At 67.1% G+C, this 23488-nt stretch carries 16 protein-coding genes, 1 tRNA gene and 2 pseudogenes; 9 read left to right on the forward strand and 10 right to left on the reverse strand.

All coding sequences use genetic code 11. The features are described from left to right. Nucleotides 1-115 precede the first annotated feature (115 nt). Nucleotides 116-2797, forward strand: a pseudogene (locus CQW49_RS20810) (cation-translocating P-type ATPase); the annotation flags it as partial. Between the two features lie 246 nt (nt 2798-3043). Next, a pseudogene (locus CQW49_RS26460) lies at nt 3044-3700 on the forward strand (efflux RND transporter periplasmic adaptor subunit); the annotation flags it as partial. Nucleotides 3701-3710: 10 nt separating this feature from the next. On the opposite strand, the gene CQW49_RS25755 reads toward CQW49_RS26460, so the two are convergent. Together CQW49_RS25755 and CQW49_RS20825 are read right to left on the reverse strand one after the other, a co-directional pair. After that, on the reverse strand, nt 3711-4349 hold the full coding sequence (locus CQW49_RS25755; RefSeq protein ID WP_003611441.1) for a DUF2442 domain-containing protein: 639 nt from the start codon (nt 4347-4349) through the stop codon (nt 3711-3713). Nucleotides 4350-4415: 66 nt separating this feature from the next. Further along, nucleotides 4416-5270, reverse strand: a complete 855-nt coding sequence (locus CQW49_RS20825) for a nitroreductase family protein (RefSeq protein WP_003611439.1) — start codon at nt 5268-5270, stop codon at nt 4416-4418. A gap of 256 nt (nt 5271-5526) precedes the next feature. Here CQW49_RS20825 and CQW49_RS20830 point away from each other — a divergent pair, with 256 nt between their 5' ends. The 3 genes from CQW49_RS20830 to CQW49_RS20840 all read left to right on the forward strand — a co-directional run bounded on the left by CQW49_RS20830 (nt 5527) and on the right by CQW49_RS20840 (nt 8890). Continuing rightward, the gene (locus CQW49_RS20830) at nt 5527-6834 is read left to right on the forward strand and encodes a homoserine dehydrogenase (protein WP_003611437.1); all 1308 of its coding nucleotides are present in this window, start codon (nt 5527-5529) and stop codon (nt 6832-6834) included. A 53-nt stretch (nt 6835-6887) separates the two neighbouring features. Next, nucleotides 6888-7883 carry a class II fructose-bisphosphatase gene (glpX, locus tag CQW49_RS20835; RefSeq protein ID WP_003611435.1) on the forward strand — a complete coding sequence of 332 codons (996 nt, stop codon included), beginning with the start codon at nt 6888-6890 and terminating at the stop codon, nt 7881-7883. 155 nt (nt 7884-8038) lie between these two features. Continuing rightward, nucleotides 8039-8890: a right-handed parallel beta-helix repeat-containing protein gene (locus tag CQW49_RS20840; RefSeq protein ID WP_003611433.1), complete on the forward strand. Its 852-nt coding sequence runs from the start codon at nt 8039-8041 to the stop codon at nt 8888-8890. 64 nt (nt 8891-8954) lie between these two features. Here the strand turns inward: CQW49_RS20840 and CQW49_RS25195 are convergent, their stop codons facing one another. Beyond that, a complete protein-coding gene (locus CQW49_RS25195; RefSeq protein WP_003611431.1) occupies nt 8955-9095 on the reverse strand; it encodes a hypothetical protein in 141 nt (46 codons plus the stop codon). A 201-nt stretch (nt 9096-9296) separates the two neighbouring features. Here CQW49_RS25195 and CQW49_RS20845 point away from each other — a divergent pair, with 201 nt between their 5' ends. From CQW49_RS20845 to CQW49_RS20855, 3 genes are all read left to right on the forward strand, one after another. Then, a complete protein-coding gene (locus tag CQW49_RS20845; protein WP_003611429.1) occupies nt 9297-10589 on the forward strand; it encodes an RsmB/NOP family class I SAM-dependent RNA methyltransferase in 1293 nt (430 codons plus the stop codon). A 169-nt stretch (nt 10590-10758) separates the two neighbouring features. Next, nucleotides 10759-12354, forward strand: coding sequence for a glutamine-hydrolyzing GMP synthase (gene guaA / locus CQW49_RS20850; protein WP_003611428.1), 1596 nt, complete (start codon nt 10759-10761; stop codon nt 12352-12354). 83 nt (nt 12355-12437) lie between these two features. Further along, the gene (locus CQW49_RS20855) at nt 12438-13526 is read left to right on the forward strand and encodes a type I restriction endonuclease (RefSeq protein WP_003611427.1); all 1089 of its coding nucleotides are present in this window, start codon (nt 12438-12440) and stop codon (nt 13524-13526) included. 175 nt (nt 13527-13701) lie between these two features. Here the strand turns inward: CQW49_RS20855 and CQW49_RS20860 are convergent, their stop codons facing one another. Continuing rightward, complete coding sequence (locus CQW49_RS20860; protein ID WP_003611426.1) at nt 13702-14607, reverse strand: hypothetical protein; 906 nt, start codon at nt 14605-14607, stop codon at nt 13702-13704. 175 nt (nt 14608-14782) lie between these two features. Next, nucleotides 14783-14929, reverse strand: a complete 147-nt coding sequence (locus CQW49_RS24815; protein WP_155931228.1) for a hypothetical protein — start codon at nt 14927-14929, stop codon at nt 14783-14785. 231 nt (nt 14930-15160) lie between these two features. On the opposite strand from CQW49_RS24815, the gene CQW49_RS20870 reads away from it, so the two are divergent. Then, nucleotides 15161-17116, forward strand: a complete 1956-nt coding sequence (locus tag CQW49_RS20870) for an acetoacetate--CoA ligase (RefSeq protein ID WP_003611425.1) — start codon at nt 15161-15163, stop codon at nt 17114-17116. Nucleotides 17117-17199: 83 nt separating this feature from the next. Here the strand turns inward: CQW49_RS20870 and CQW49_RS20875 are convergent, their stop codons facing one another. The 5 genes from CQW49_RS20875 to CQW49_RS20895 form a co-directional block, all read right to left on the reverse strand. Beyond that, complete coding sequence (locus tag CQW49_RS20875) at nt 17200-18375, reverse strand: IS4 family transposase (protein ID WP_003611424.1); 1176 nt, start codon at nt 18373-18375, stop codon at nt 17200-17202. Nucleotides 18376-18559: 184 nt separating this feature from the next. Continuing rightward, on the reverse strand, nt 18560-20575 hold the full coding sequence (locus CQW49_RS20880; protein WP_003611423.1) for an acetyl-CoA carboxylase biotin carboxylase subunit: 2016 nt from the start codon (nt 20573-20575) through the stop codon (nt 18560-18562). A gap of 66 nt (nt 20576-20641) precedes the next feature. Next, nucleotides 20642-21277, reverse strand: a complete 636-nt coding sequence (locus CQW49_RS20885) for an ATP-dependent Clp protease proteolytic subunit (protein ID WP_003611422.1) — start codon at nt 21275-21277, stop codon at nt 20642-20644. Between the two features lie 397 nt (nt 21278-21674). Beyond that, nucleotides 21675-23048, reverse strand: a complete 1374-nt coding sequence (tig, locus tag CQW49_RS20890) for a trigger factor (RefSeq protein ID WP_003611421.1) — start codon at nt 23046-23048, stop codon at nt 21675-21677. 75 nt (nt 23049-23123) lie between these two features. Then, a tRNA-Leu gene (locus CQW49_RS20895) sits at nt 23124-23208 on the reverse strand. Between the last annotated feature and the right edge of the window lie 280 nt (nt 23209-23488).

Here is a 23488-nt window from a genome sequence, read left to right on the forward strand (position 1 = left end):
GCATCTCTATCCGCCGGAAGTGGGGAGCGGCAAGGGCGTCGCCGACAGGCTCGGGGCGCTGCGCAGCGGCGCGGTCGCTTCGCCGCCGGCTGCGCGCTATCTTGAGGTGAGTTCCATGCGGCGCGGGCGTCGCTCATGCCGGAGCTCCCGATCTCGAGGCAATGACATGCAGGGCTTGACCAGCGCCGAGGCGCGCGCGCGGCTGCAGAGATTCGGCCCGAACACGCTGCCCGAGCCGCGGCCGCCGTCGTTCATCGCGGTGTTTCTGCGGCAGTTCCTCAGCCCGCTCATCTATATTCTGGCCGCGGCGGCGGCCGTCGCCCTAGTCATCGGCGACGCCAAGGACGCGCTGTTCATCGCCATCGTCCTTCTCATCAACGGCGTGATCGGCGCCGTGCAGGAACATTCGGCGGGGCGGGCGGCGGCGGCGCTCAAGGAGCAGGATCAGCCGCATGCGCTCGTCGTCCGCGACGGCGTGCGCATGGAGATCGACGCCCGCGAGCTCGTCCCTGGCGATTGCGTGCTGCTCGAAGCCGGCCGGCGCGCGCCGGCGGATATTCGTCTCGACGAGGCCGAGGATCTGCGCTGCGACGAATCGCTGCTCACCGGCGAATCCCTGCCGGTGCGCAAGGCGCCGCAGCTGTCGCCGATCGGGCGCGAGGCGGAGCGCTCCGGCATGGCCTTCGCCGGCTCGATGGTGACGCGCGGGCGCGGAGTCGGCGTCGTCGAGGCGACCGGCCGCGCCACCGAGGTCGGCCGGATCGCCGAGGCGCTGGCCGAGCCGTCCATCGCTCAGCCGCCGCTGATGATCCGCATGGAGCGTTTCTCGCGCATGATCGCTCTGCTGATCGGCGTCGCCATCGCCGTGCTGGCGGCGATCGGCTTCGCCCGGCAGATGCCGCTCGTCGACATCTTCATGATGGCGGTGGGGCTCGCCGTCGCGGCCATTCCGGAGGGCCTGCCGGTCGCGATTTCGGTGGCGCTCGCGATCGGCATGCGCCGCATGGCTAAGGCCAATGTGATCGTGCGGCGAATGCCGGCGGTCGAGGCGCTCGGCTCCTGCACGATGATCGCCTCCGACAAGACCGGCACGCTGACGCTCAATCAGCTGACGGTCACCACCATCGCTCTGCCCGACGGCACGGTTCTGACCTGCGAGGCGGATGGGGAAACGCTGTCGCGCGCTGCGCCTGCGGCCGATGACGCCGGCGAGCGCGCCGATCTGGTCGTCGCGGCGCTGCTGCGCGCCGCGGCGCTGCCCAACGAGGCGGAGATTTGGCAGGAGCGCGAAGGCATGCGGACCGTTGGCGACACGGTCGACGTCGCTCTGCTCGTCGCCGCGCATCGGGGCGGCGTGCAGCGCGACGATCTGCGCGAGCGCTATCCGCTGATCAAGCGCATCCCCTATGAGCCCGACATTCGTTACGCCGCCTCGTTCCATCGGCATGAGCGCGGCGACACCGTACGCGTCTTCGCCAAGGGCGCGCCCGAGGTTCTGATCGCCATGGCGAGCCGGATGGATGTCGGCGGCGAAGCGGTCCCGATCGACCGCGCCGCGCTCGCCGCACAGAAGGACGCGATGTCGGCGGAGGGGCTGCGCGTGCTCGCCTTCGTCGAGGGCGAGATCGCCGCCGAGCCGGGCGGCGATTACGGGCCCGGCCATCTCGACAATCTCGTCTTTCTCGGCCTCGCGGGCATGAAGGACCCGCTGCGCCCGGAGGCCAAGCGCGCCATTCGCGCTTGCCATCAGGCCGGCATAGAAGTGGCGATGGTGACGGGGGATTCGGCCGGCACCGCCGCCGCCGTCGCCGAGCAGGCGGGCATGGCGTTCACGCCGGAGCAGGTGGCGACCGGCGCCGAGGTGCGGCGCGCGGAAGAGCTGGGCGAGGGGACGCTCGACGAGCTGACGCGCCGCGCCCGCGTCTATGCGCGGGTCGAGCCGATCCAGAAGCTCGCGATCGTGCTGTCGCTCGCCCGCAACGGCCATTTCGTCGCCGTCACCGGCGATGGCGTCAATGACGCGCCGGCGCTCAAGCATGCGCATGTCGGCGTCGCCATGGGCAAGCATGGAACCGACGTCGCCAAGGAGAGCGCCGACATCATCGTCGCCGACGATGATTTCGCCTCGATCGTGCGCGGCGTGCGCGAGGGCCGCGTCGCCTACTCGAATATTCGCAAGGTGATCTTCCTGCTGGTGTCGACCGGCGCGGCGGAGCTGCTGCTGTTCCTGCTGGCGATTCCGCTCGGCATGCCGATGCCGCTGCTGCCGGTGCAATTGCTTTGGCTCAACCTCGTCACCAATGGCGTGCAGCATGTGGCGCTCGCGGCCGAGAAGCCGGAGGGCGATGAGCTGACCTGGCCGCCGCGCCGGCCCGAGGAGCCGATCTTCGACCGCGTGATGATCGAGCGCAACGTTTATTCGGCGATCGTCATGGCCTGCGTCGGATTCGGCGTGTTCGACTGGCTGCTCGACCATGGCTATGACGTCGCGCAGGCGCGCAATCTTCTGCTGCTGCTGTTCGTGATCTTCGAGAATTTCCAGGCGCTGAACGCGCGCTCCGAGCGTCATTCGATCTTCTACCGCAGCCTGCTCGCGAGCCCGCTGCTGCTCGCGAGCGTCGTCGGCGCGCAGGTTCTGCATCTCGCGGCCATGCATTGGCCGCCGCTCGCGGGCATATTGCGGATCGCCCCGGTGACGTTGCAGGAATGGGGCTATCTGTTGCTCGCCGGCTCGTCCCTGCTGTTCGTCAACGAGATCGACAAATGGCTGGCGCGCCGCCGGCGTCCGCGCGCCGCGCCGATGCGAGCGCCGGCGCGGGGCGTTCCGCAGCGCGCCGAGGCCGCCGATTGGCGCCGCGCCGGCGTCGTCGGCAGCCTCGCCGTCGCCGTCATCGCCGGCTCGCTCTATCTGGCGACGCGGCGCGAGCCCTTCCTGCATCTGGAGCCGCCGGCGTCCTCGCCCGCCACGCCGGCCGAGCGCGCGGCCGACGCGCGCGGAGTCTTTTCGCTGGCTCCTGCGGAGCCGCTGCGGGCGAAGATCGCCGGCGTGATCGGGACAGTCGACTGTTCGGTCGGCGAGCGCGTCGCTGCGGGACAGATCTGCGCCCGGCTCCAGTCCATGCCGTTGGAGACGGCTGTCGCGCAGGCGCAGGCGGCGCTCGACGCGGCGACGCGCAACGCCGAGAACAGCGCGACCGAGGCGCTGGCGGCGAAGACGGCGCTGGAGCGCGCCGAAGCCGGCAAGACCACGCGCCGGGCGCTGTCGCGGGCGCGCTCGGCGTTCGCCCACGCACAGAACCGTCAGACGCGCGACGCGGCGCGGCTCGAGCGCCGCAAAGCGGAGCTGGCGCGGGCGCAGGCGAATGCCGCGGCGGCGCAGATCGTCGCGCCCATCGCCGGGACGGTGGCGGAGCGCCACGCCGCGCCCGGCCGCGCCGTCGCGCCGTCCGACCCCAAGCCGTTGTTCCTCATCGACCCGCTGCTGCCGTTGCACGTCGCCGCGACATTTCCGGCCGGAGCTCGGGCGCAAGTGGGCGACAAGGCCGTGGTCGCGATCGGCGGCCAGGAGCTCGCCGGAACCGTGGTCGAGGCCGAGGCGCTGCCGGACGGCGCGCGGCGCGTCGTGGTCACGGCGGAGAAGCCCGCCGCCGCGCCGCCGCCGGGCGCCGAGGCGACGGTGAGGATCGAGCCGGCGTTGTGAGACCGGAGCGTCAGCTCGCGGCCGAGATTTTGCGCGGCCGTCCCCCTTTGCGGCCGTCATCTCGCACGGCGGCGGTTTTCCCGCGTGAACGAGACCGAGCGCCCGCGAACTGCGCGGCCATCCAACGCTCTGAGCCGAACACGCCTTGCAGGAGCGCCGGCAGATACACATCCGCGTCGAGCTTGGGCCAGTGCAGCCCGAGACCCGCAGGGCTGATCTCGATCTCGGAGAAGTCGGTCGCAGCCGCGCCGGCGAGACCTTCCGCCAATTGCGCTGGGAAGGCGATCTGCACGCCGGTGTTCAGCGAGACGACGACGCGACCTGCGCGCCGATCATAGCGCGCGGAAACCGCGAAGCCGCTGGCGCGCAGCTCCTCCATCTTTTTTTCCGCCTGTCGAACGTCCCGCTCAGTAACGGCCATGGATCGCTCTCCATTCAGCGCACAGATTCGCCAGCGCGCCGGGACCTCGATTCTGTTCAGCTCGGACCCGCCGAAGCCGAAGCTTTCGCGCAGCGTCGGCGGCCCGTCTGGACAATGCAAGATGAACACCGCCTCGCCGGCCGCGCCCCTCACATGGACATGCGCTGGTCTATGATCGTTGGGGTAGATGATCACGCGCAGCCCGTCGAAGCGAAATATGGTCGGCATGGCGATTCGTGTCAAAACCCGAGCGGGTCGGAAAGCGGCCGTCGATCGACGTCGCGTGCTTCGGGCTTACTTCAGCCCGAAGCCGAGCTTTCGCAGCACCTCGCTCAGCCGGTCGCGGCCGCTGAGGCTCTCGGGACCGCGCACGCGCGAGAGCGCCTGGCGAATCCAGCCCTGCTCGGGAAGGCCGCACTCCTTCTGAAAATCGCGGAACTTCTCGTCATAGGTGGCGACGGCCTCGCGCTGGGCGTCGTTCCAGGCATATTGCTCGCGATGCAGCACCGCGCCCTGGCCGAGGCGCGGACGCACGCCGCCGGCCTTGGCGGGATCGGGCCGTCCGACCGCCATGCCGAAGACGGCGAAGGTCCCGGGCGGCAGGTCCAGCTCCGCGGCCACCTCCTCCGGCTTGTTGCGGATGCCGCCGATGTAGACCCCGCCATAGCCGAGCGATTCGAGCGCCACCAGCCCGTTCTGCGCGGCGAGGGCGGCGTCGACCGCGGCGGTCAGGAACATTTCGAGGAAGGGCAGGGCGGCGGCGTCGCGGCCCTGGTCCTTGCCGATGTTGTCCAGCCGCGAGAGATCGGCGAGCCACAGCAGAAACAAAGGCGCGTCGCGGATGTGCTGCTGATTGCCGGCGAGATCGGCGAGCCGGCTCTTGCGCACCTCATCCTCCACGGCGACGACGCTCCACACTTGCAGATTGGAGGAGGTGGAGGCCGATTGTGCGGCGGCGACCATGGTCTCCACGACGCTTGCCGGAACCGACTCCGGCAGATAGGCGCGCACCGAGCGATGTGCGAGCAGCAGGTCGAGCGTCTCGTTCCAAACGGGCGGTGTCGGCGAATCATCGCGCCGATAGCGCGCCCGGATCGCCGCGGCGCCTTCGTTCGCGCCGAGCTCTCGTTGGGTGACGGGCTTGTTCATGTCCTCTCCGGGAATAGGATGAATGGGGCTCGCGCCATGGTGGCGAATGCCGACGTAAAAATCCACCCTGTCGCCGCTCCATTGCGTCCCAGCGGAGCCTCCGGCGCCTGCCGCCCCTCTCCCCGCACTTTGCGGGGAGAGGAGGCTGCGAGGGCGTTGGTGCTTTGCGGGCCGTCCTCGGGGACTATCTTTGACGGGCTCGTTGGACTAAGGGACGAAGCCTCGTCGCGGACGAACTTCAGCGGACGTAACTCATATGGCGGATATTCTGCGTGTCGGCGTCGCCGGCCTCGGCACGGTCGGCGCTTCGGTGGTGCGGCTCCTGCAGCGGCAGCGGGAGGCGCTCGCGGCGCGAACCGGCCGCGAGATCAGGCTCGTCGGCGTCTCGTCGCGCGACAAGGCCAAGGACCGCGGGGTCGATCTCTCTGGCGCCGCCTTCTTCGACGATCCGGCGGCGCTCGCCGCCTCCCAATCCATCGACCTCTTCGTCGAGCTGATCGGCGGGGCCGAGGGCGCCGCGCGCAAGAGCGTCGAGACCGCGCTCGCGCATGGCCGATCCGTCGTCACCGCCAATAAGGCGCTGCTCGCCGCCCATGGCGCGGAGCTCGCCGCGCTGGCGGAGGAAAAACATGCGGCGCTCGCCTTCGAGGCCTCGGTCGCCGGCGGCATTCCGATCGTCAAGACGCTGCGGGAAGGGCTCGCCGGCAATTCGATCGAGCGCGTCTATGGCGTGCTCAACGGCACCTGCAACTATATTCTCTCGCGCATGGAGCTGGAGCGGCTCTCCTTCTCCGATTGCCTGACGGAGGCGCAGCGTCTCGGCTATGCCGAGGCCGATCCGACCTTCGACATCGGCGGCTTCGATACGGCGCATAAGCTCGCCATCCTCGCTTCGCTCGCCTTCGGCACGCGCATCGCGCCCGAGGCCGTCGACATCGAGGGCATAGAGCATGTGACGCTCGCCGATATCGACGCCGCCGCCGAGCTCGGCTTCCGCATCAAGCTGCTCGGCGTCGCTCAGCGCACCGCGCAGGGCATAGAGCAGCGCGTGCATCCGACCATGGTGCGCAAGACCACCTCCATCGCCCAGGTGATGGGCGTGACCAACGCCGTCACCATCGACGCCGACGCCGTGCATGAGCTGACCCTGGTCGGTCCCGGGGCCGGCGGCGACGCCACCGCTTCCGCCGTCGTCGCCGATATCGCCGACATCGCCCGCGGCGTGCGCTCGGCGCCCTTCGGCCTGCCGAGCGCGAGCCTGCGTCCGTGCGAGCGCACGCCCGTGCAGCGCCACGAGGGCGGCTATTACATCCGCCTCTCTGTGCCCGACGTGCCGGGCGCTTTCGCCGCCATCGCCACCCGCATGGCCGAGCGCAAAATCTCGCTCGAGAGCATCATGCAGCATGGCGCGCGCGCGGCCGGGCGCAGCGCCGAGGCGCCGGTCGGCGTGATCCTCATCACTCATGCGACCACCGAGCTCATGGTGCGCGAGGCGCTCGACGCGATTCTCGCGGATGGAACCATCGCCGAGCCGGCGCAGGTCATTCGCATCGAGCGCGAGTGAACGAGCGAGCCTCGAAGGCTCGCCCTTCGTCAGCCGAAGCAGGGGCGTTCGACATGAACCGAATACCGTCGGCGGATGGAAAAGGCCTCGACCGCAATCTCACCCTGGAGCTCGCGCGCGTCACCGAGCGCGCGGCGGTGGCGGCGGCGCAATGGCGCGGCCGCGGCGACGAGATGGCCGCCGATCAGGCCGCCGTCGACGCCATGCGCAGCGAGCTGGATCGGCTCGCTATCCGTGGCCGCGTGGTGATCGGCGAGGGCGAGCGCGACGCCGCGCCGATGCTCTATATCGGCGAGCAGGTCGGCGCCGGCGCCGGGCCCGCGGTCGATCTCGCGGTCGCGCCGCTCGAGGGCTCGACCCTCTGCGCCAAGGACATGCCGGGCGCGATCTCCATCGTCGCCATGGCCGCGACCGGCTCGCTGCTCTATGCGCCGGACGTCTATATGGACAAGATCGCCGTCGGCCCCGGCTATCCGAAAGACGTCGTCGATCTCGACGCGCCGCCCGCCGCCAACATCGCGGCGCTCGCGCAGGCGAAAGGCGTCTCGCCGCGCGAGATCACCATCTGCATTCTCGACCGGCCGCGTCATGCGCAGCTCATCGCCCAATGCCGCGAGGCGGGCGCGCGGGTGCGGCTCATCGGCGACGGCGATGTGGCGGGGGTGATCGTCACCGCGCAGCCGGCGGAGACCGGCGTCGACATGTATCTCGGCTCCGGGGGCGCGCCGGAGGGCGTGCTGGCGGCGGGGGTGCTGCGCTGCGTCGGCGGACAGATGCAGGGTCGGCTCGTGCTCGACAGCGCCGCCAAGGTGACGCGCGCGGCGGGCATGGGAGTCGAGGACCCGAAGAAGAAATATGCGCTGGAGGAACTGGCCTGCGGCGATGTGGTGGTGTGCGCGACCGGCGTGACCAGCGGTCCGCTGCTGGCGGGCGTGCGCTTCGACCGGGGCGTGGTGGAGACGGAGACCCTGGTCTACCGCTCTTCGACCGGCACGGTCCGCCGCATCCACGCGACGCATCGCGCCCCGCCGAAGTTCGACATTGATTGAGCCGTTTCGTTGATCTGCTCCTTCGCGATCCCGCGCCTGCAGGGTCGCGCTCCGGAGATCTCGCCGCTCTGTGCGCCACAGCACAACCACGGCCGGGGATTCGGCTATGGTTCCCTCACTGGAGCGAAGGCGCTCCGCAGTTTTTGGGGGAAACAATGCGCAACATCTTCGCTTCGGCCGCCGTCGGCGCGCTCGTTCTCGCTGCTCTCGGCGTCGCTCCGGCCATGGCCGGCTCGGCGGTCACCTTCGTCTCTGGAAAGGGAACCGACGCGGGAACCTGCGCCTCGCCGGCCACGCCTTGCCGCACCTTCACTTTCGCGCTGTCGCAGACCAACGCCAATGGCGAGATCAAGACGCTCGATCCGGCCCATTACGGCTTCACGTCGATCAACAAATCGGTGACCATCACCGGCGTTCCGGGCGCGGGCATTCTGATGTCGGCGGCGGGCACGGCGATCACCATCAACAACGCCACGGCGGTCGTCAGCTTGCGTGGACTCGAGATCAACGGCCGCGGCGTCGGCACGCGCGGCGTCACCGTCGTCGCCGCCAAGGCGGTCAATATCGTCGATTGCACGGTTCGCCGCTTCGGCGCGGACGGCATCTCGATCTCGCCGGCCAGCGGCGCCGTCTCGGCGACGATCTCGAACACGATCTCGTCAGACAACGGCAATTTCGGCATCGAGTTCGTCCCGGGCTCCGGCGCCAGCGTGCTTGCGTCGGTGGATCATACGACGACCAACGACAACGGCTTCGCCGGAATCCTCGTGTCGCCGGGCGCGACCGCGATGATCTCCGACAGCATCGCCAGCAACAACGCCATCGACGGCTTCCGCGCCTCGGGCGACGCGTCGAGCAAGATGTATCTCGCCCGCTCGGTCGCCTCGGGCAATGGAACCGGCATCCACAATGTCACCTCTTCCACCGTGAAGAGCTTCGGCGACAACAAGGTGTTCGGCAACGGGACCGATGTGGACGGAACGGTCGGCCTCGTCGCTTCCAAGTGACGCTCGCCGCCGCGGAGCGCGAGACGGAGTTGGAGGGCGCGCCTTCGTGGGCGCGCTCTCTTTGTCACTGGTGGCCGGACTCGAGCTGAGTCTTGGCGTCGAGAGCCCGCTTCGGCGGCGGGGTGAGATCGGTCTGCTGCTGAGCGGCGCAGGCGGCGAGCGACAGCGCGAGCATGATTGCGGCGAGCGGACGGAGAGCACGCATCTTCGGAAGTCCCTGGAAAGGTTGTCGAACGGCCGCAGCCTCCTGCGGCATGCTTCGACTTGAGCGCGGGTTTTGCGGCTGGAATGTGGCCGCGAGCTGAGCTTTGCGGCAGTTTGGAGACATTTTGTTTTCCAATGCAATAAAAGCGTCCGTTTCGGCTTTGCGCTGGCGTCCGCCGGCGCAAGTCCTTAAATCCGGGCGATGACGCCCGCCGCCCATATCTCCGCCGCCATAGAGATCCTCGCCGAGCTTTCGGCCCGCCGCCGGCCGGCCGCCGACGCGATCAAGGATTGGGGCCTTTCGCATCGATTCGCCGGCTCCAAGGACCGCGCCGCGATCGCCGGCCTCGTCTTCGATGCGCTGCGCAAGCGCGCCTCCGCCGCTCATGTGATGGGCGAGGAGACGCCTCGCGCGGTGATGCTCGGCGCGCTGCGCGAGGCGCGCGGGCTCGCAGGTGAGGCGATCGCCGCGCTGTGCAGCGGCGAGGGCCATGCCCCGGCCCCGCTTTCCGAGGAGGAGCGCGAGCGCCTCGCCAATGCGACGCTCGCGGACGCGCCGGCGCATGTGCGCGGCGATTATCCCGAATGGCTGGCCGAGCGCTTCGCCGAAGCCTTCGGCGATGCGGCGGAGGAGGAGGGCCGGGCGCTCGCCGCGCGGGCGCCGCTGGATTTGCGGGCCAATATTCTGAAGTCCTCGCGCGAGGACGCGATGCGCCGGCTCGCGCATCTTCATCCCGAGCCGACGCCCTTGTCGCCGCTCGGCCTGCGCCTGCCGGCGGGGCCCTCCGGCCGCGGCCCGGCTCTCGCCGCCGAGCCCGCGTTCGTGAAAGGCCATGTGGAGCCGCAGGACGAGGGCTCGCAGCTCGCCGCGTTGCTCTGCGCCGCGGAGCCCGGCGAGCAGGTCCTCGATTATTGCGCGGGCGGCGGCGGCAAGACGCTGGCGCTCGCGGGGCAGATGCATAATCGCGGGCAGATCTACGCCTTCGACGACGACGGCCGCCGGCTGACGCCGATCTATCCGCGGCTGGAGCGCGCCGGCGCCCGCAATGTGCAGGTGCGCGCGCCGCGCGGCGGCGCCGACATGCTCGCTGATCTCGAAGCGCGCTGCGACCTCGTGCTGATCGACGCGCCCTGCACCGGAACCGGGACCTGGCGGCGCCATCCGGACGCCAAATGGCGCCTCGCTCCCGGCGCGCTGGCCGCGCGGCTCGAGGAGCAGCGCGAGCTGCTCGCGAAGGCGCCGCTCTATGTGCGGCCGGGCGGGCGTCTCGTCTATGTGACCTGCTCGCTGCTGCGCGACGAGAATGAGGCGCAGATCGCGGCCTTTCTCGCCGAGCACAGCGGCTTCGCCGCCGTTCCGGCCGAGGAGGCGGCCGCCGCGGCGCAGTTGCCGGAGCTCGCGCGCTTCGCTTCGTCCCTCGGCCTCGGGCTGCGCCTGACCCCGCGCGTGAGCGGCACGGATGGGTTTTTTGTGTGCGTGATGAGGAGAGGGTGAGGCTCCGCTATGTGATGGGCGCGGCGCCGACCGCCTCCTCTCCCCGCAAGCGGGGAGAGGGGGCTGCCGGCGCCGTTGTCTTGCCCCGGACCGACCCTGAGAGTTAGTCAGAACGAGGCCGCGTCGCCGCAGCGCCGGTCCCGCTTCGTCTTCCGATGAAAGAACCGCAATGACCGCAAGCTTCCACCAAGACATCGCCGATCGCCACGATAAGCTGCTGATCGTCGATTTCGGCTCGCAGGTCACGCAGCTGATCGCGCGCCGCGTGCGCGAGGCCGGCGTCTATTGCGAGATCGCGCCGTTTCAGAGCGCCGAGCGCGCCTTCACCGAGATCCGCCCCAAGGCGGTGATCCTCTCCGGCGGCCCGTGCTCGGTGACGGACGAAGGCTCGCCGCGCGCGCCGCAGAGCATCTTCGACGCGGGCGTGCCGGTGCTCGCCATCTGCTATGGCGAGCAATTGCTGGCGGCCCAGCTCGGCGGCGCCGTCGAGGGCGGCCATCATCGCGAGTTCGGCCGCGCCGAGATCGGCGTCATCGAGGAGAGTCCGCTGTTCGCCGGCGTCTGGGAGAAGGGCGGCCGCCATCCCGTGTGGATGAGCCATGGCGACCGCGTGACCCGCCTGCCCGAGGGCTTTCGCGCCATCGCCGCCTCCGAGAATGCGCCCATGGCGGCGATCGCCGACGAGGCGCGGCGCTATTATGGCGTGCAGTTCCATCTCGAGGTGGCGCATACGCCGGACGGCGCGAAACTGATCTCCAACTTCGTGCACAATGTCGCCGGGCTGAAATCCGATTGGACCATGGCGGCGTTTCGCGGCGAGGCGATCGACGCCGTGCGCCGGCAGGTCGGCGCCGGCCGCGTGCTGTGCGGCCTCTCGGGCGGCGTCGATTCGGCGGTGGCGGCGGTGCTGATCCACGAGGCGATCGGCGACGCGCTCACCTGCGTCTTCGTCGATCACGGCCTTTTGCGCGCGGGTGAAGCGGAGGAGGTGGTGAGCCTCTTCCGCGATCATTACAACATCCCGCTCGTGCATGTGGAGGCGCAGGAGATGTTCCTCTCCGCGCTCAGTGGCGTCGAGGATCCGGAGGTCAAGCGCAAGACGATCGGGCGCCTGTTCATCGAGACATTCGAAGAAGAAGCGAAAAGAATCGCCGCCGACGGACGCGGCGCGCCGCAGTTCCTCGCGCAGGGCACGCTCTATCCGGATGTGATCGAGAGCGTGTCCTTCTCCGGCGGCCCGTCGGTGACGATCAAATCGCATCACAATGTCGGCGGCCTGCCCGAGCGCATGAACATGCAGCTCGTCGAGCCCCTGCGCGAATTGTTCAAGGACGAGGTGCGCGCGCTCGGCCGCGAGCTCGGCCTGCCCGAGGCCTTCGTCGGCCGTCATCCTTTCCCCGGCCCCGGCCTCGCGATCCGCTGCCCGGGCGCGATCACGCCTGAGAAGCTGGAGATTTTGCGCAAGGCGGATGCGATCTATCTCGACGAGATCCGCAAGGCCGGCCTCTATGACGAGATCTGGCAGGCTTTTGCCGTGCTGCTGCCGGTGCGCACGGTGGGGGTGATGGGCGACGGCCGCAGCTACGACCACGTCTGCGCGCTGCGCGCGGTGACGAGCACCGACGGCATGACGGCGGATTTCTATGCCTTCGACATGGGTTTTCTGGGCCGGGCGGCGACGCGCATCATCAACGAGGTGCGCGGCGTGAACCGCGTTGTTTATGATGTGACCAGCAAGCCACCGGGGACGATCGAGTGGGAGTGACGCGATCTGGCGCTTGCAGGGCGATTTCTTTAAGTTAAGATTACGCCAGCTGGGTTCGAAACCTTTACGCTGGGGTATTCCTCATGGACTTTGCCGATAAGATCGCCGCGCTCTCGGAGCGTATTTCCAAGCAAAAAGACTCCATTGAGACCGAAGAGGCGACAAAAAACGCGTTCATCATGCCCTTCATCAGCGCGCTCGGCTATGACGTGTTCAACCCGCATGAGGTGGTGCCCGAATTCACCGCAGACGTGGGCGTGAAAAAGGGTGAGAAGGTCGACTATGCCATCAAGATCAACGGTAAGGTCGCCATGCTCATCGAATGCAAGCCTTGCCGGGAATCGCTGTCGGCCCAGCACATGTCGCAGTTGTTCCGATATTTTTCTGTCGTCGAGGCGCGGTTCAGCATTCTTACGAATGGAATAAAGTACTGGTTTTTCACTGATCTCGACAATAAGAATAAAATGGACTCCAAGCCGTTTTTCGAGTTTGATATCCTTAATTACCGCTCGGCTCAAATTGAGGAGCTGAAGAAATTTACGGTTACGAGTTTCGACGAGACGACGATTTTGGGAACGGCGAGCGACCTCAAATATGGATCACTGCTGACGCGGGAGATCAATAGCGAGATCGAATCACCATCGGAAGAAGTCACGCGGATGTTGATTGCGCGCGTGTATGAGGGAAAGCTGACCGCAAACGTGTTGGCGAAATTCGGCCCGCTCGTTCAAAAAGCGATGAAAGACACGGTTCGGGAACTGGTCAACCAGCGTCTCACATCGGCAATCGACGATTCGACGCAGGCTGCGCGCTCGGAGTCGACGACGGAAGCTCCTTCCCAGGTGGTCGAGCCGGACGAGATCGTCACGACGCAAGAAGAAATCGACGGTTATCAGATCGTCCGCGCAATATTGCGAGAGGTAATCAAGGTCGACCGAATCGCAATGCGCGATTCGAAAACGTATTGTGCGATTCTTTTGGACGACAACAACCGAAAGCCGATTTGTCGGCTGCATTTCAACAGATCCGTAAAATATATCGGTCTTTTCGACCAGGAAAAAAACGAGGAGCGTGTTCGAATCGAGAGCTTGGATGATATTTTCATTCACGCCGACAGGCTCAAAGCGACAATTCGTAGCTATGATCGCGCCAATCTCATGGAGGCGACATGATTTCTGCGCCGCCATTTGCTAAATGAAGTGAGAGTTCCCTGGCTCAGCCGGGGTGGCAGTAGGAGTTTGACGTTTCCCACCCCTCTCGCAGTAGATGCGATACATGAAGGGCACTGCGTCGAATTCGGTGCCACATGCGTGTATATGACCAGGCAAGGAAACGCACGACCGACGCTCACCCCGGCGCGCCCGCCGCGAAGCGCTCCTCGATCAGCGCGGCGTCGGCGTCGAGCGCGCGAAAATCCTTTGGGCGCGCGAATTCATAGACGGGCGTCGCGCGCGCCAGCGCCGCGGCCCGCGCGAATGCGTCGCCGCCAGCGAGGAGCATGCCCAAGCGGCGGCGAAACACATTGTTCCACAGCGCCGGCAGCGCCTCGAGCTTGGAGAGGCGGCGCAGCTTCGGCTCGGCGCCGAGGCGCAGGATCAGCACGGCGTCGAGCCGGCGCGGCGCGGCGTCGAAGTCTAGAGCCGAGCCGAGATCATATTTGTCGAGTCCCGCGACACGCCGCCGTCCTTCGATTTCGAGACCTTGCGCCTCGGCCGAATCCCGGCGCAATCGCAGCCGCGGGAAGGCGGGGAGAATCTGCGCGGCGCCGTCCGCGTCGAAACGCAGCACGGTGAGATCGTCGGAGAGCAGCATGGCGCCGCGCCGCGCCAGCGCCGAGGAGAGGGTTGATTTGCCGGCTCCGGAAGGCGCGGCGATGGCGATGGCCGCGGCGTCGAGGCGCAGGCTGGCGGCGTGCAGCGGCAACAGCCCACGCTGGTGGAATAGCGCGCCGAGCGCCGAGCCGAGGAGAAACACGCGCCAGCCGTCGCCGGGCCCGTCACGCGCGTCGATCTCGACGAGCCGGCCGCCGGACACGCGAATGCGCGCGCGGGCGAGGCGCAGCACGGCGGCGCCGTTCGCGTCGATGCGCCAGCGCCCGACGCTCGGGGTCAGAGCCGTCGGCTCGGCTACCGGCGCGCGCAGGACGACGACATCGGCCTCGCCACTCGCCTCGCCGGGCCAGGGCGCCAGCTCCGGCAGCGGAAGGCCGCTGCGCAATCGCAGCCCGCAGAGCAGATAATCGCAGGTCGTCATTGGGGCGCAGCCTGTCGAGAGCGAGCCGGAAGGCTCGCGGTCCAAATGCAGCCTCTGGACCGCGAGCCTTCAGGCTCGCTCTGCAGGCGCCTCGAATTGACGGGACCGCAGGCTTGTCGATGGCCCGACCATCGAGCCCCCGCCGGCGCCCGAGGCGCGCGGCGGGGGCGCGCCATCAGTGATGGTGATGGTGGTGGTGGTGATGATGATGATGGTGGTGATGATGATGGTGCCGGTGACGCGACGGATGCGCCGAGGCGGCGAGCGGGGCCATGGCCACGGCGAAGCCGAGGGCGAGAGCGGCGATCAATTTCTTCGTCATTGCGATCTCCTTCGCGATGGGTCCCGAGGGACGCGGGTGAGAATGCTCCGCCACAGATGAACAAAATCCGAATGAACCGCCGGAGGCGCCCAAGATAGCGGCGCCGACGCTCGAAAGCCGAGCTTGTCCGCCTGCGCGGCCGCGGCTCAAAATAGCCGGAACGATCCCCTATCGCGCGAATTTGGGAGCTTCTATGAGAGACGCTTCACGCCGCGCCGGAAGGACTAGTCGATGCCGATCTGGAAGCCCGATCTCGATCGCCGCAACAACGCCACGCTCACGGCCTTCGCACGCTCCACGGAGGCGACGCAGGGCTTCGCCGAGAGCTTCGACTATGACGGGCTCTATCGCTGGAGCCTCGATCATTCGCCGCAGTTCTGGTCGGCGGTATGGGACTTCTGCGGCGTTCTCGGCGACAAGGGCGAGCGCGTTCTGATCGACGCCGACAAAATGCCCGGCGCGCGCTGGTTCCCGGATGCGCGGATCAATTTCGCCGAGAATTTATTGCGCCCGCGGCCGGCCGATGCGGAAGCGATCGTCTTTTGGGGCGAGGACAAGGTGGAGCGGCGGCTTTCCTTCGGCGAGATCGAGCGGCAGGCGGGGGCGCTCGCGGCGTTCTTTCGCGCGCAGGGCGTCGAGCCCGGCGACCGCATCGCCGCCTATATCCACAATGGGCCGGAGGCGATCATCGGCATGCTCGCCGCCTCCTCGCTCGGCGCCGTGTGGTCCTCCTGCGCGCCGGAATTCGGCGTCGCCAGCGTGCTCGATCGCTTCGGCCAGATCGCGCCGCGCATTCTCATCGCGGTGGACGGCTATTTCTACAAGGGCAAGACGCTCGATCGCGCCGACAATATTCGCGAGATCGCCGGCCAGCTGCCGAGCGTTCAGAAAATCCTGCTCGTGCCTTATACGAGCGATGCGCCTTCGTTGGACGGGCTCGCAAACGCCGAGCTTTGGCCGCAGGCGCTCGCCGCGCATGAAGGTGCGACGCTGCGCTATGAGCGCCTGCCATTCGACCATCCGCTCTACATCATGTTCTCCTCCGGCACGACCGGCGCGCCGAAGTGCATCGTGCATGGCGCCGGCGGCACGCTGCTGCAGCATTTGAAGGAGCATCGGCTGCAGAGCGACATCAAGCCGAGCGATCGCTTCTTCTATGCGACCTCGACCGGCTGGATGATGTGGAACTGGCTGGCGAGCGGCCTCGCCAGCGAAGCGACATTGCTGCTCTATGACGGTTTCTTCAATGCCGGCAAGGATGGCGCGATTCTGCTCGATTTCGTCGCCAAGGAGAAGGCGACCTTCTTCGGCACGTCCGCCGGCTATCTGAAGCAGATCGAGAAGACGGGTTTGAAGCCGCGCGAGAGCCATGATCTTGCCGCCGTGCGCACCATCGCCTCGACCGGCTCGCCGCTTCTGCCCGACAGCTTCGATTATGTGTATCGCGATGTGAAGGAGGATGTGCAGCTCGCCTCGATCAGCGGCGGCACCGACATCGTCTCCTGCTTCGTCGGCGGCAATCCGTGGGGCGCCGTCTATCGCGGCGAGATTCAATGCGCCGGCCTCGGCATGGCGGTCGAGGTGTGGGAAGAGGAGAGGAAGCGCATCATCGGCCATGAGGGCGAGCTCGTCTGCACGCAGCCCTTTCCGTCGATGCCGATCTATTTCTGGAACGACGCCGACGGCGAGAAATATCGCAAGGCGTATTTTTCCGACTATGCGGGAATTTGGCGGCACGGCGATTTCGCCACCGAGACCGAGCACAAGGGCTTTCTCATCCACGGGCGCTCGGACGCGACGCTCAATCCGCAGGGCGTGCGCATCGGCACGGCGGATATCTACAATATCGTCGAGCGTCTGCCGGAGGTTCTGGAATCGCTCGCCATCGATCAGGAATGGGAGGGCACGACGCGCATCGTGCTGTTCGTTAAGACGCGCGAGGGCGCGACGCTCGACGATGCGTTGACGGCGCGGATCAAGCGCGAGCTGTTCGACAAGGCGTCGCCGCGGCATGTGCCGTCGGTGATCGTCGCGGCGCCGGATCTTCCGCATACGCGCTCGGGCAAGCTGGTCGAGCTCGCGGTGAAGGAGATTGTGCATGGGCGGCCAGTGAAGAATGTCGGCGCGCTGTCCAATCCCGAAGCGCTCGAGTTCTTCGCCAATCTGCCGCAGCTGTCCGGGAAGTGACGCGCCTCTGTCCGAAGCGTGCGAGAGTTCCAAAGGCGTCGGACGCCACCTCTCCCCGCTGGCGGCACGGCTGTCCGGGGAAATCAGGCATAGTTCAGAACCAGCTGCCTGGGGGACGCCAGCCGCCGGGCGGCCTGATATTTGGACGGCGGCCGATCAAGTCGACTGATCGGCCGTCGCGTGAAAAGGAACCTGCCGGCGAGTTCCGCAAACCGCAGGCACGGCAAGTCGACGTCATGGCGGTGGGCGGCGATGCGCAGCAGCACGAAAGCGATCATCGCCGCGATCAGCTGCAGCCGCACGGCGTTCTCGTTTTCGCCGAGAAACTTGCGGATGTTGAGATGCTGCTTGATCCAGCGGAACAGCAGCTCTATGGCCCAGCGCGCCTTGTAGAGCGCGGCGATCTCGACCGCCGAACGCGTCATGTCGTTGGTGATCATGACGATCTCCTGCGGCTTGCCGTCCTTCAGCGCGTCGCGTCGAATATGAAGGCGACGCAGCCGCATTCGCAGCTTCGAGTCGCCCTTGCTGGCGAGCTCGACCTCGCAATCCCTGAGCACGGTGTAACCTTCGCCGCGCGTTTGCGGCATCTCCCGCTCCGCGACGTCGGCGAGACGGGTGTTGCTCTTGGGACGCGAGACGAAGAGAGCTCCGGCCTCGTGGATACTCCTCCACCATTTGAAATCGTAATAACCCTTGTCGAAGACATAGGTCGCGCCGGCCTCGATCGGCGTCTTCTTGCCGATTTCGACATCATTGACATTGGCGGGCGTGACCTCGACGCAGAAGGGGCGATCGATCCCGGGATCGTAGACGACGTGCATCTTCATGCCGTGGATGCGGCCGTTCGAGCGGGCGAAGTCATGGAACTTGCTCAGAGGAATGGGGGTCGAATCGATGAGGCGCAGGAGTTCTGCGCCGTCGCGCCGGGTTCTGCGGTCGAGTTCGCAGGAGAGGCGCGCGAACAGATCGGCGAAGACGCCGACGGGCCGGCGTGCGTTGGCTTCGGCGAGGGTGGAGCGGGCGAGCCGGCGGGAGCCGAGGTGATAATGGAATCCGCCATTGGCGTTGAAGGCGGTCTCGAGGGCGCGCAGGCTGGTCGCGCCGGCGAGCTGGGCGCAGATCAACACGACGAGGTGATCCCAGCTCTTGAACGATTTGTCGTAGGCGTCGCCCTTGTGGCGCGCGACGATGCCGGCGAAGGCGCGACGATCGATCGGCTTGAGCAAGTCGACAAAAACGCTATTCTGAAAGCGCATGCTTGGTCCTCTATTTTCCAGTCTCGACAACCGGAAAATACCCCGAAACCCTCGGAAGTACCAGGCATGCGCCCGCGCTCGATCGACTTTTCCCCGGACAGCCGTGCGCTGGCGGGGAGAGGTGAGGTGAGGGGCCCGGGAGGGCGCGCGGCGTCTCGAACTCGCGAGCTCGCCGAGCGGCCCGCTATTCCGCGAACTCCATGATCACCGCGTCGACGGCGAGGCTGTCGCCGGGCTTGGCGACGATCTTCTTGATGGTCACGTCGCGCTCGGCGCGCAGCACATTCTCCATCTTCATCGCCTCGACCATGCACAGGGGTTCGCCGGCCTTCACTTCTTGCCCCTCGACGACATCGACCGTCTTGACGAGGCCGGGCATGGGGCAGAGCAGATGCTTGGAGGCGCCGACATTGGTCTTCTTCGGCATCAGCGCGTGCAGCTCGGCCTCGCGCTTGGTGAACACGCGCGCATCGACCGCGACGCCCTGATGGGCGAGCGAGAAGCCGTTGAGGATCGGCCGCACCTGCACATAGACGGTCACGCCGTCGATCGCGCCCTCGAGCACGGGATCGCCGGGCCGCCAATGCGAGGAGATGCGCCGCGTGCGACCATTCTCCTCGTCGGCGAAATGCACGATCAGCGCTTCGCCCTGGGTGTCGAGCGTCACCGGGAAATGGCTGTCGCCGAGCACGCAGACGCGGCTGCTCTCGAATTCGAGCGGCCGGCCATGGGCGAGCTGTCCGGTGATTTGCCGCTTGCGCTGATTGCCGATGTGATCGACGAGCGCGGCGACTGTGGCGAGCACATGGGCGAACTCGCCGTCCGGCTCGGGCGCGGCGAAGCCGCCGGCATATTCCTCGGCGATGAAGCCGGTGGAGAGACGTCCCTTACGCCAGCGCTCATGCTGCATCAGCGAGGCGAGGAACGGGATGTTGTGGCGAATGCCGTCGATGACGAAACGGTCGAGCGCGCTCGACTGCGCGTCGATCGCGGTGAGGCGGTCGGGGCCATGCGTCACCAGCTTGGCGATCATCGGATCATAATGGATCGAGATCTCGCGGCCTTCGGCGACGCCGGTGTCGTTGCGCACGGTGACCGCGCCTTCGCGCTTCTCCTCCGGCGGGCGATATTTCACGAGGCGGCCGATGGAGGGCAGGAAGTTGCGGGTCGGGTCCTCGGCGTAGATGCGGCTCTCGACCGCCCAGCCGTGGATCTTCACATCCTCCTGCCGCAGCGACAGCGGCTCGCCGGCGGCGACGCGAATCATCTGCTCGACGAGATCGATGCCGGTGATCAGCTCCGTCACCGGATGCTCGACCTGCAGGCGCGTGTTCATCTCGAGGAAGTAGAAGCTCTTGTCCTGGCCCGCGACGAACTCGACCGTGCCGGCCGAATCATAATCGACCGCTTTGGCGAGGGCGACGGCCTGCGCGCCCATGGCGGCGCGTGTCTCCTCGTCGAGCAGCGGGGAGGGGGCCTCCTCGATCACCTTCTGATTGCGGCGCTGGATCGAGCACTCGCGCTCATTGAGGTGGATCACATTGCCGTGCTTGTCGCCGAGCACCTGAATTTCGATGTGGCGCGGATTGACGATGAATTTCTCGATGAAGACGCGATCGTCGCCGAAGGAGGACGCCGCCTCCGAACGTGCGCGGGTGAAGCCCTCGACCACTTCGTCGGCCTTGTAGGCGACGCGCATGCCCTTGCCGCCGCCGCCGGCCGAAGCCTTCAGCATGACCGGATAACCGATCGCATCGGCGATGCGCACCGCCTCCTCGCCGTTCTCGATGACGCCGAGATGGCCCGGAACGACATTGACCTTGGCTGCGGAGGCGAATTTCTTCGATTCGATCTTGTCGCCCATCGCCTCGATGGCGCGCGGATTGGGGCCGATGAAGACGATCCCCGCCTCTTTCAGCGCGGTGGCGAATGCGGCGCGCTCGGAGAGGAAGCCATAGCCCGGATGCACGGCCTCGGCCCCGGTCGCCTTGCAGGCGGCGATGATCTTGTCGATCAGGAGATAGGATTGCGCGGCGGGCGGGGGGCCGAGATGAATGGCCTCGTCGGCCATCTCCACATGCAGCGCGTCCGCGTCCGCGTCCGAATAGACGGCCACTGTGGCGATGCCCATGCGCCGGGCGGTCTTGATGATGCGACAAGCGATTTCGCCACGATTGGCGATGAGGATCTTACGAAACATGCGCGCCCCGATACGAGCCCGACGGCGCGCCGCCCCGTTCGCCGGGGGGCGCGCGCGGGTGTTTTCTTAGTTCTTGGTTTCGGACTGCTCTTCGGGACGGTTCACCTGAACATGATCCACGATGCCGAAGTCCTTCGCTTCTTCCGCCGACATGAAGTGATCGCGATCGAGCGTCTTCTCGATCGTCTCATAGTCGCGGCCCGTGTGCCGGACATAGATCTCGTTCAGCCGCTTCTTGATCTTCATGATGTCCTCGGCGTGGCGGAGGATGTCCGACGCCTGGCCCTGGAAGCCGCCGGAGGGCTGGTGCACCATGATGCGGGCGTTGGGCAGGGCGAAGCGCTGCCCGGCCTCGCCGGCGCAGAGCAGCAGCGAGCCCATGGACGCCGCCTGTCCGATGCACAAGGTCGCGACCTTCGGACGGATGTATTGCATCGTGTCGTAGATGGCGAGGCCGGAGGTGACGACGCCGCCCGGCGAGTTGATGTAGAGGAAGATCTCGCGCTTGGGGTTCTCGGCTTCGAGAAACAGCAGCTGGGCGATGATCACCGAGGCCATATGGTCCTCGACCTGGCCGGTCAGAAAGATGATTCGCTCGCGCAGCAGGCGCGAATAAATGTCGAATCCGCGCTCGCCGCGGCTCGTGTTCTCGATCACCTGAGGGATCAGATATTGGTTGTAGACCTCTAGTGGATCACGCATTTCTCTCGCGCCTTTCGTCGACTTGCCTCGCCTCGCCCCGAAGGCGGCCGCGCCTCGCGTTGCGGAGACGGCGGCCCGGGGCGCGCGGCCGGGAACGCCGGCCGCCTTTGGGCTGTTGGTAGCATATTGCCGCAGCGCGTCCAGCGGCAAACCACGGAAGACGGCCGGAGGCTGCTCGCCGGCTCGCGGAGTGGGGCGCGCGACGTCTCGATTTCGTCCACCCGCCGGGCCCCTCACCTCACCTCTCCCCGCGAGCGGGGAGGGAGGCGAAGGCGCCGCGGCTTTTGCTGGAAGAGCCCCGTCCGGCCGGGGAAATTTCACGGCGCCGGCCGCCCCCTCTCCCCGTCGCAGGGAGAGGTGAGGGGCTCGGGAGGGCTCGCGCGCGGCGCCCGCGCCGTCACACCGCCGGACGCGCCAGCTCGTCGTCCTCGTCCTCGGCCATCAGCTCCTCGCGCGTTACCGGCTTGTCGGTTACGCCAATCTTGGTCACCAGATGATCGACCACGCGCTCTTCGTAGAGCGGGGCGCGAATCTGGGCGAGGGCCTGCGGATTGTTGCGATAAAAATCCCAGACCTCCTTCTCGCGGCCGGGGAACATGCGCACGCGCTCGACGAGAGCGTCGGTCACATCCTTGTCCTCGACGGTCACGCCGGCGCCCTGGCCGATCTCGGCCAGCACCAGTCCGAGCCGAACCCGGCGCTCGGCGATGCGACGATATTCGCCGCGCGCCGCCTCCTCGGTGGTGCCCTCGTCCTCGAAGCTCTTGCCGCTGCGCTGGCGCTCGGCGTCGAGCTGACCCCAGATCGTCGTGAACTCCTGCTCGACGAGACCTTCCGGAAGATCGAAGGAGAAGCGCTTGTCTAGCGCGTCGAGCAGCGAGCGCTTCAGCTTGGCGCGCGAGGCCTTCTCGTAATCGGCCTCGAGATTGGCGCGCACGGCGGCCTGCAGCGCGGCGAGAGTCTCGAAATTATATTTGGCGGCGAAGGCGTCGTCGATCGGCAGCTCCTTGGGCGCCGCGACCGCCTTCACCGTCACATCGAACTCGGCGTCCTTGCCGGCGAGATTGGGCGCGGAATAATCGTCCGGGAACTTGACCTTCACGACCCGCTGCTCGCCGACGCCGGCGCCCTCGAGCTGCTCCTCGAAGCCGGGAATGAAGGAGCCCGAGCCGAGCACGAGGTCGATGGCGTCGCCGCCGCCGCCCTCGAAGGCCTCGCCGTCGAGCTTGCCGGTGAAGTCGATGGTGACGCGGTCGCCCTTGGCGGCGGTCACGCCTTCGCCGGCCTTCTCCTCGAACTCGCGGATGCGCTCGGCCAGCTGGTCGATCGATTTCGCGACATCCTCGTCCTTGACCTCGGCGACGGGCCGCTCGATCGAGATGTCGTCGAAGCCGCCGACCTCGAATTTCGGCAGCACCTCGAAGGCGACGGAATAGGCGAAATCGCCCTCGGCCTCGAGCGCCTTCTCGATCAGGGTCTGGTCGACGGGCAAATCGAGCTTGGGCTCGAGCGCGACGCGCAGGCCGTGATCCTCGACGATCTTGCGATTGGCCTCGTTGACGGCCTCCTGCAGGACCTCGCTCATGATGCCCTTGCCGTAGATCTTCTTGAGATAGGAGCTCGGCGCCTTTCCGGGACGAAAGCCCTTGATCTGCGCCTTGCTGCGCAGCTCGGAGAGCTGCGCCTCGAGCTTGGCGGCGAGCTCCTCGACCGGCAGCACCACCCTGAACTCATGTTTCAAGCCCTCTGCGAGGGTCTGCGTCACTTCCATCTCGTCTCGCCTTCTCGAATCGCGACCTCAGCCGGCGCCGCCGGAAAAATCCAATAGATGCGCGGATGCGGGGGCTGGTGCGGGCGGAGGGAGTCGAACCCCCACGACTTGCGTCACCGGAACCTAAATCCGGCGCGTCTACCAGTTCCGCCACGCCCGCGGCCCAATGCGCCGTAGCCCCGCGCGCGAAAAGCGCGAAGGGCCCGAACGCTCGAACGAAACCGCATCCTCGCCGCCGCCGGACGAGGGCGGCCCGGGAGCCGCGCGCGCCGCCTCGGCTCGGGCGCGCGCTCTATAGCACGGCCCGCCGTCGTCGCTAAAGAAAATGTCATCGCGGGAGCCGAGACGCGGCGCCGGGAAGGGAAGACCCGTCGGGAGGCCTCGCCCGCGGTTGATCGCAATCGCCGGCTCGCTATTGTGTCGCCGTCGTCCTTTTGCTT

The sequence above is a fragment of the Methylosinus trichosporium OB3b genome, assembly GCF_002752655.1.
GTDB lineage: Bacteria > Pseudomonadota > Alphaproteobacteria > Rhizobiales > Beijerinckiaceae > Methylosinus > Methylosinus trichosporium.

What these genes read in the sequence shown, in the direction of transcription:
- CQW49_RS20885 (WP_003611422.1), bottom strand. Translation starts at nt 21,277, where the DNA reads ATGCGTGATCCACTAGAGGTCTACAACCAATATCTGATCCCTCAGGTG.
- CQW49_RS20880 (WP_003611423.1), bottom strand. Translation starts at nt 20,575, where the DNA reads ATGTTTCGTAAGATCCTCATCGCCAATCGTGGCGAAATCGCTTGTCGC.
- CQW49_RS25755 (WP_003611441.1), bottom strand. Translation starts at nt 4,349, where the DNA reads ATGCCGACCATATTTCGCTTCGACGGGCTGCGCGTGATCATCTACCCC.
- CQW49_RS20855 (WP_003611427.1), top strand. Translation starts at nt 12,438, where the DNA reads ATGGACTTTGCCGATAAGATCGCCGCGCTCTCGGAGCGTATTTCCAAG.
- CQW49_RS20845 (WP_003611429.1), top strand. Translation starts at nt 9,297, where the DNA reads ATGACGCCCGCCGCCCATATCTCCGCCGCCATAGAGATCCTCGCCGAG.
- CQW49_RS20870 (WP_003611425.1), top strand. Translation starts at nt 15,161, where the DNA reads ATGCCGATCTGGAAGCCCGATCTCGATCGCCGCAACAACGCCACGCTC.
- glpX (WP_003611435.1), top strand. Translation starts at nt 6,888, where the DNA reads ATGAACCGAATACCGTCGGCGGATGGAAAAGGCCTCGACCGCAATCTC.
- CQW49_RS20840 (WP_003611433.1), top strand. Translation starts at nt 8,039, where the DNA reads ATGCGCAACATCTTCGCTTCGGCCGCCGTCGGCGCGCTCGTTCTCGCT.
- CQW49_RS20830 (WP_003611437.1), top strand. Translation starts at nt 5,527, where the DNA reads ATGGCGGATATTCTGCGTGTCGGCGTCGCCGGCCTCGGCACGGTCGGC.
- CQW49_RS20860 (WP_003611426.1), bottom strand. Translation starts at nt 14,607, where the DNA reads ATGACGACCTGCGATTATCTGCTCTGCGGGCTGCGATTGCGCAGCGGC.
- CQW49_RS20875 (WP_003611424.1), bottom strand. Translation starts at nt 18,375, where the DNA reads ATGCGCTTTCAGAATAGCGTTTTTGTCGACTTGCTCAAGCCGATCGAT.
- CQW49_RS20825 (WP_003611439.1), bottom strand. Translation starts at nt 5,270, where the DNA reads ATGAACAAGCCCGTCACCCAACGAGAGCTCGGCGCGAACGAAGGCGCC.
- tig (WP_003611421.1), bottom strand. Translation starts at nt 23,048, where the DNA reads ATGGAAGTGACGCAGACCCTCGCAGAGGGCTTGAAACATGAGTTCAGG.
- guaA (WP_003611428.1), top strand. Translation starts at nt 10,759, where the DNA reads ATGACCGCAAGCTTCCACCAAGACATCGCCGATCGCCACGATAAGCTG.
- CQW49_RS25195 (WP_003611431.1), bottom strand. Translation starts at nt 9,095, where the DNA reads ATGCGTGCTCTCCGTCCGCTCGCCGCAATCATGCTCGCGCTGTCGCTC.
- CQW49_RS24815 (WP_155931228.1), bottom strand. Translation starts at nt 14,929, where the DNA reads ATGACGAAGAAATTGATCGCCGCTCTCGCCCTCGGCTTCGCCGTGGCC.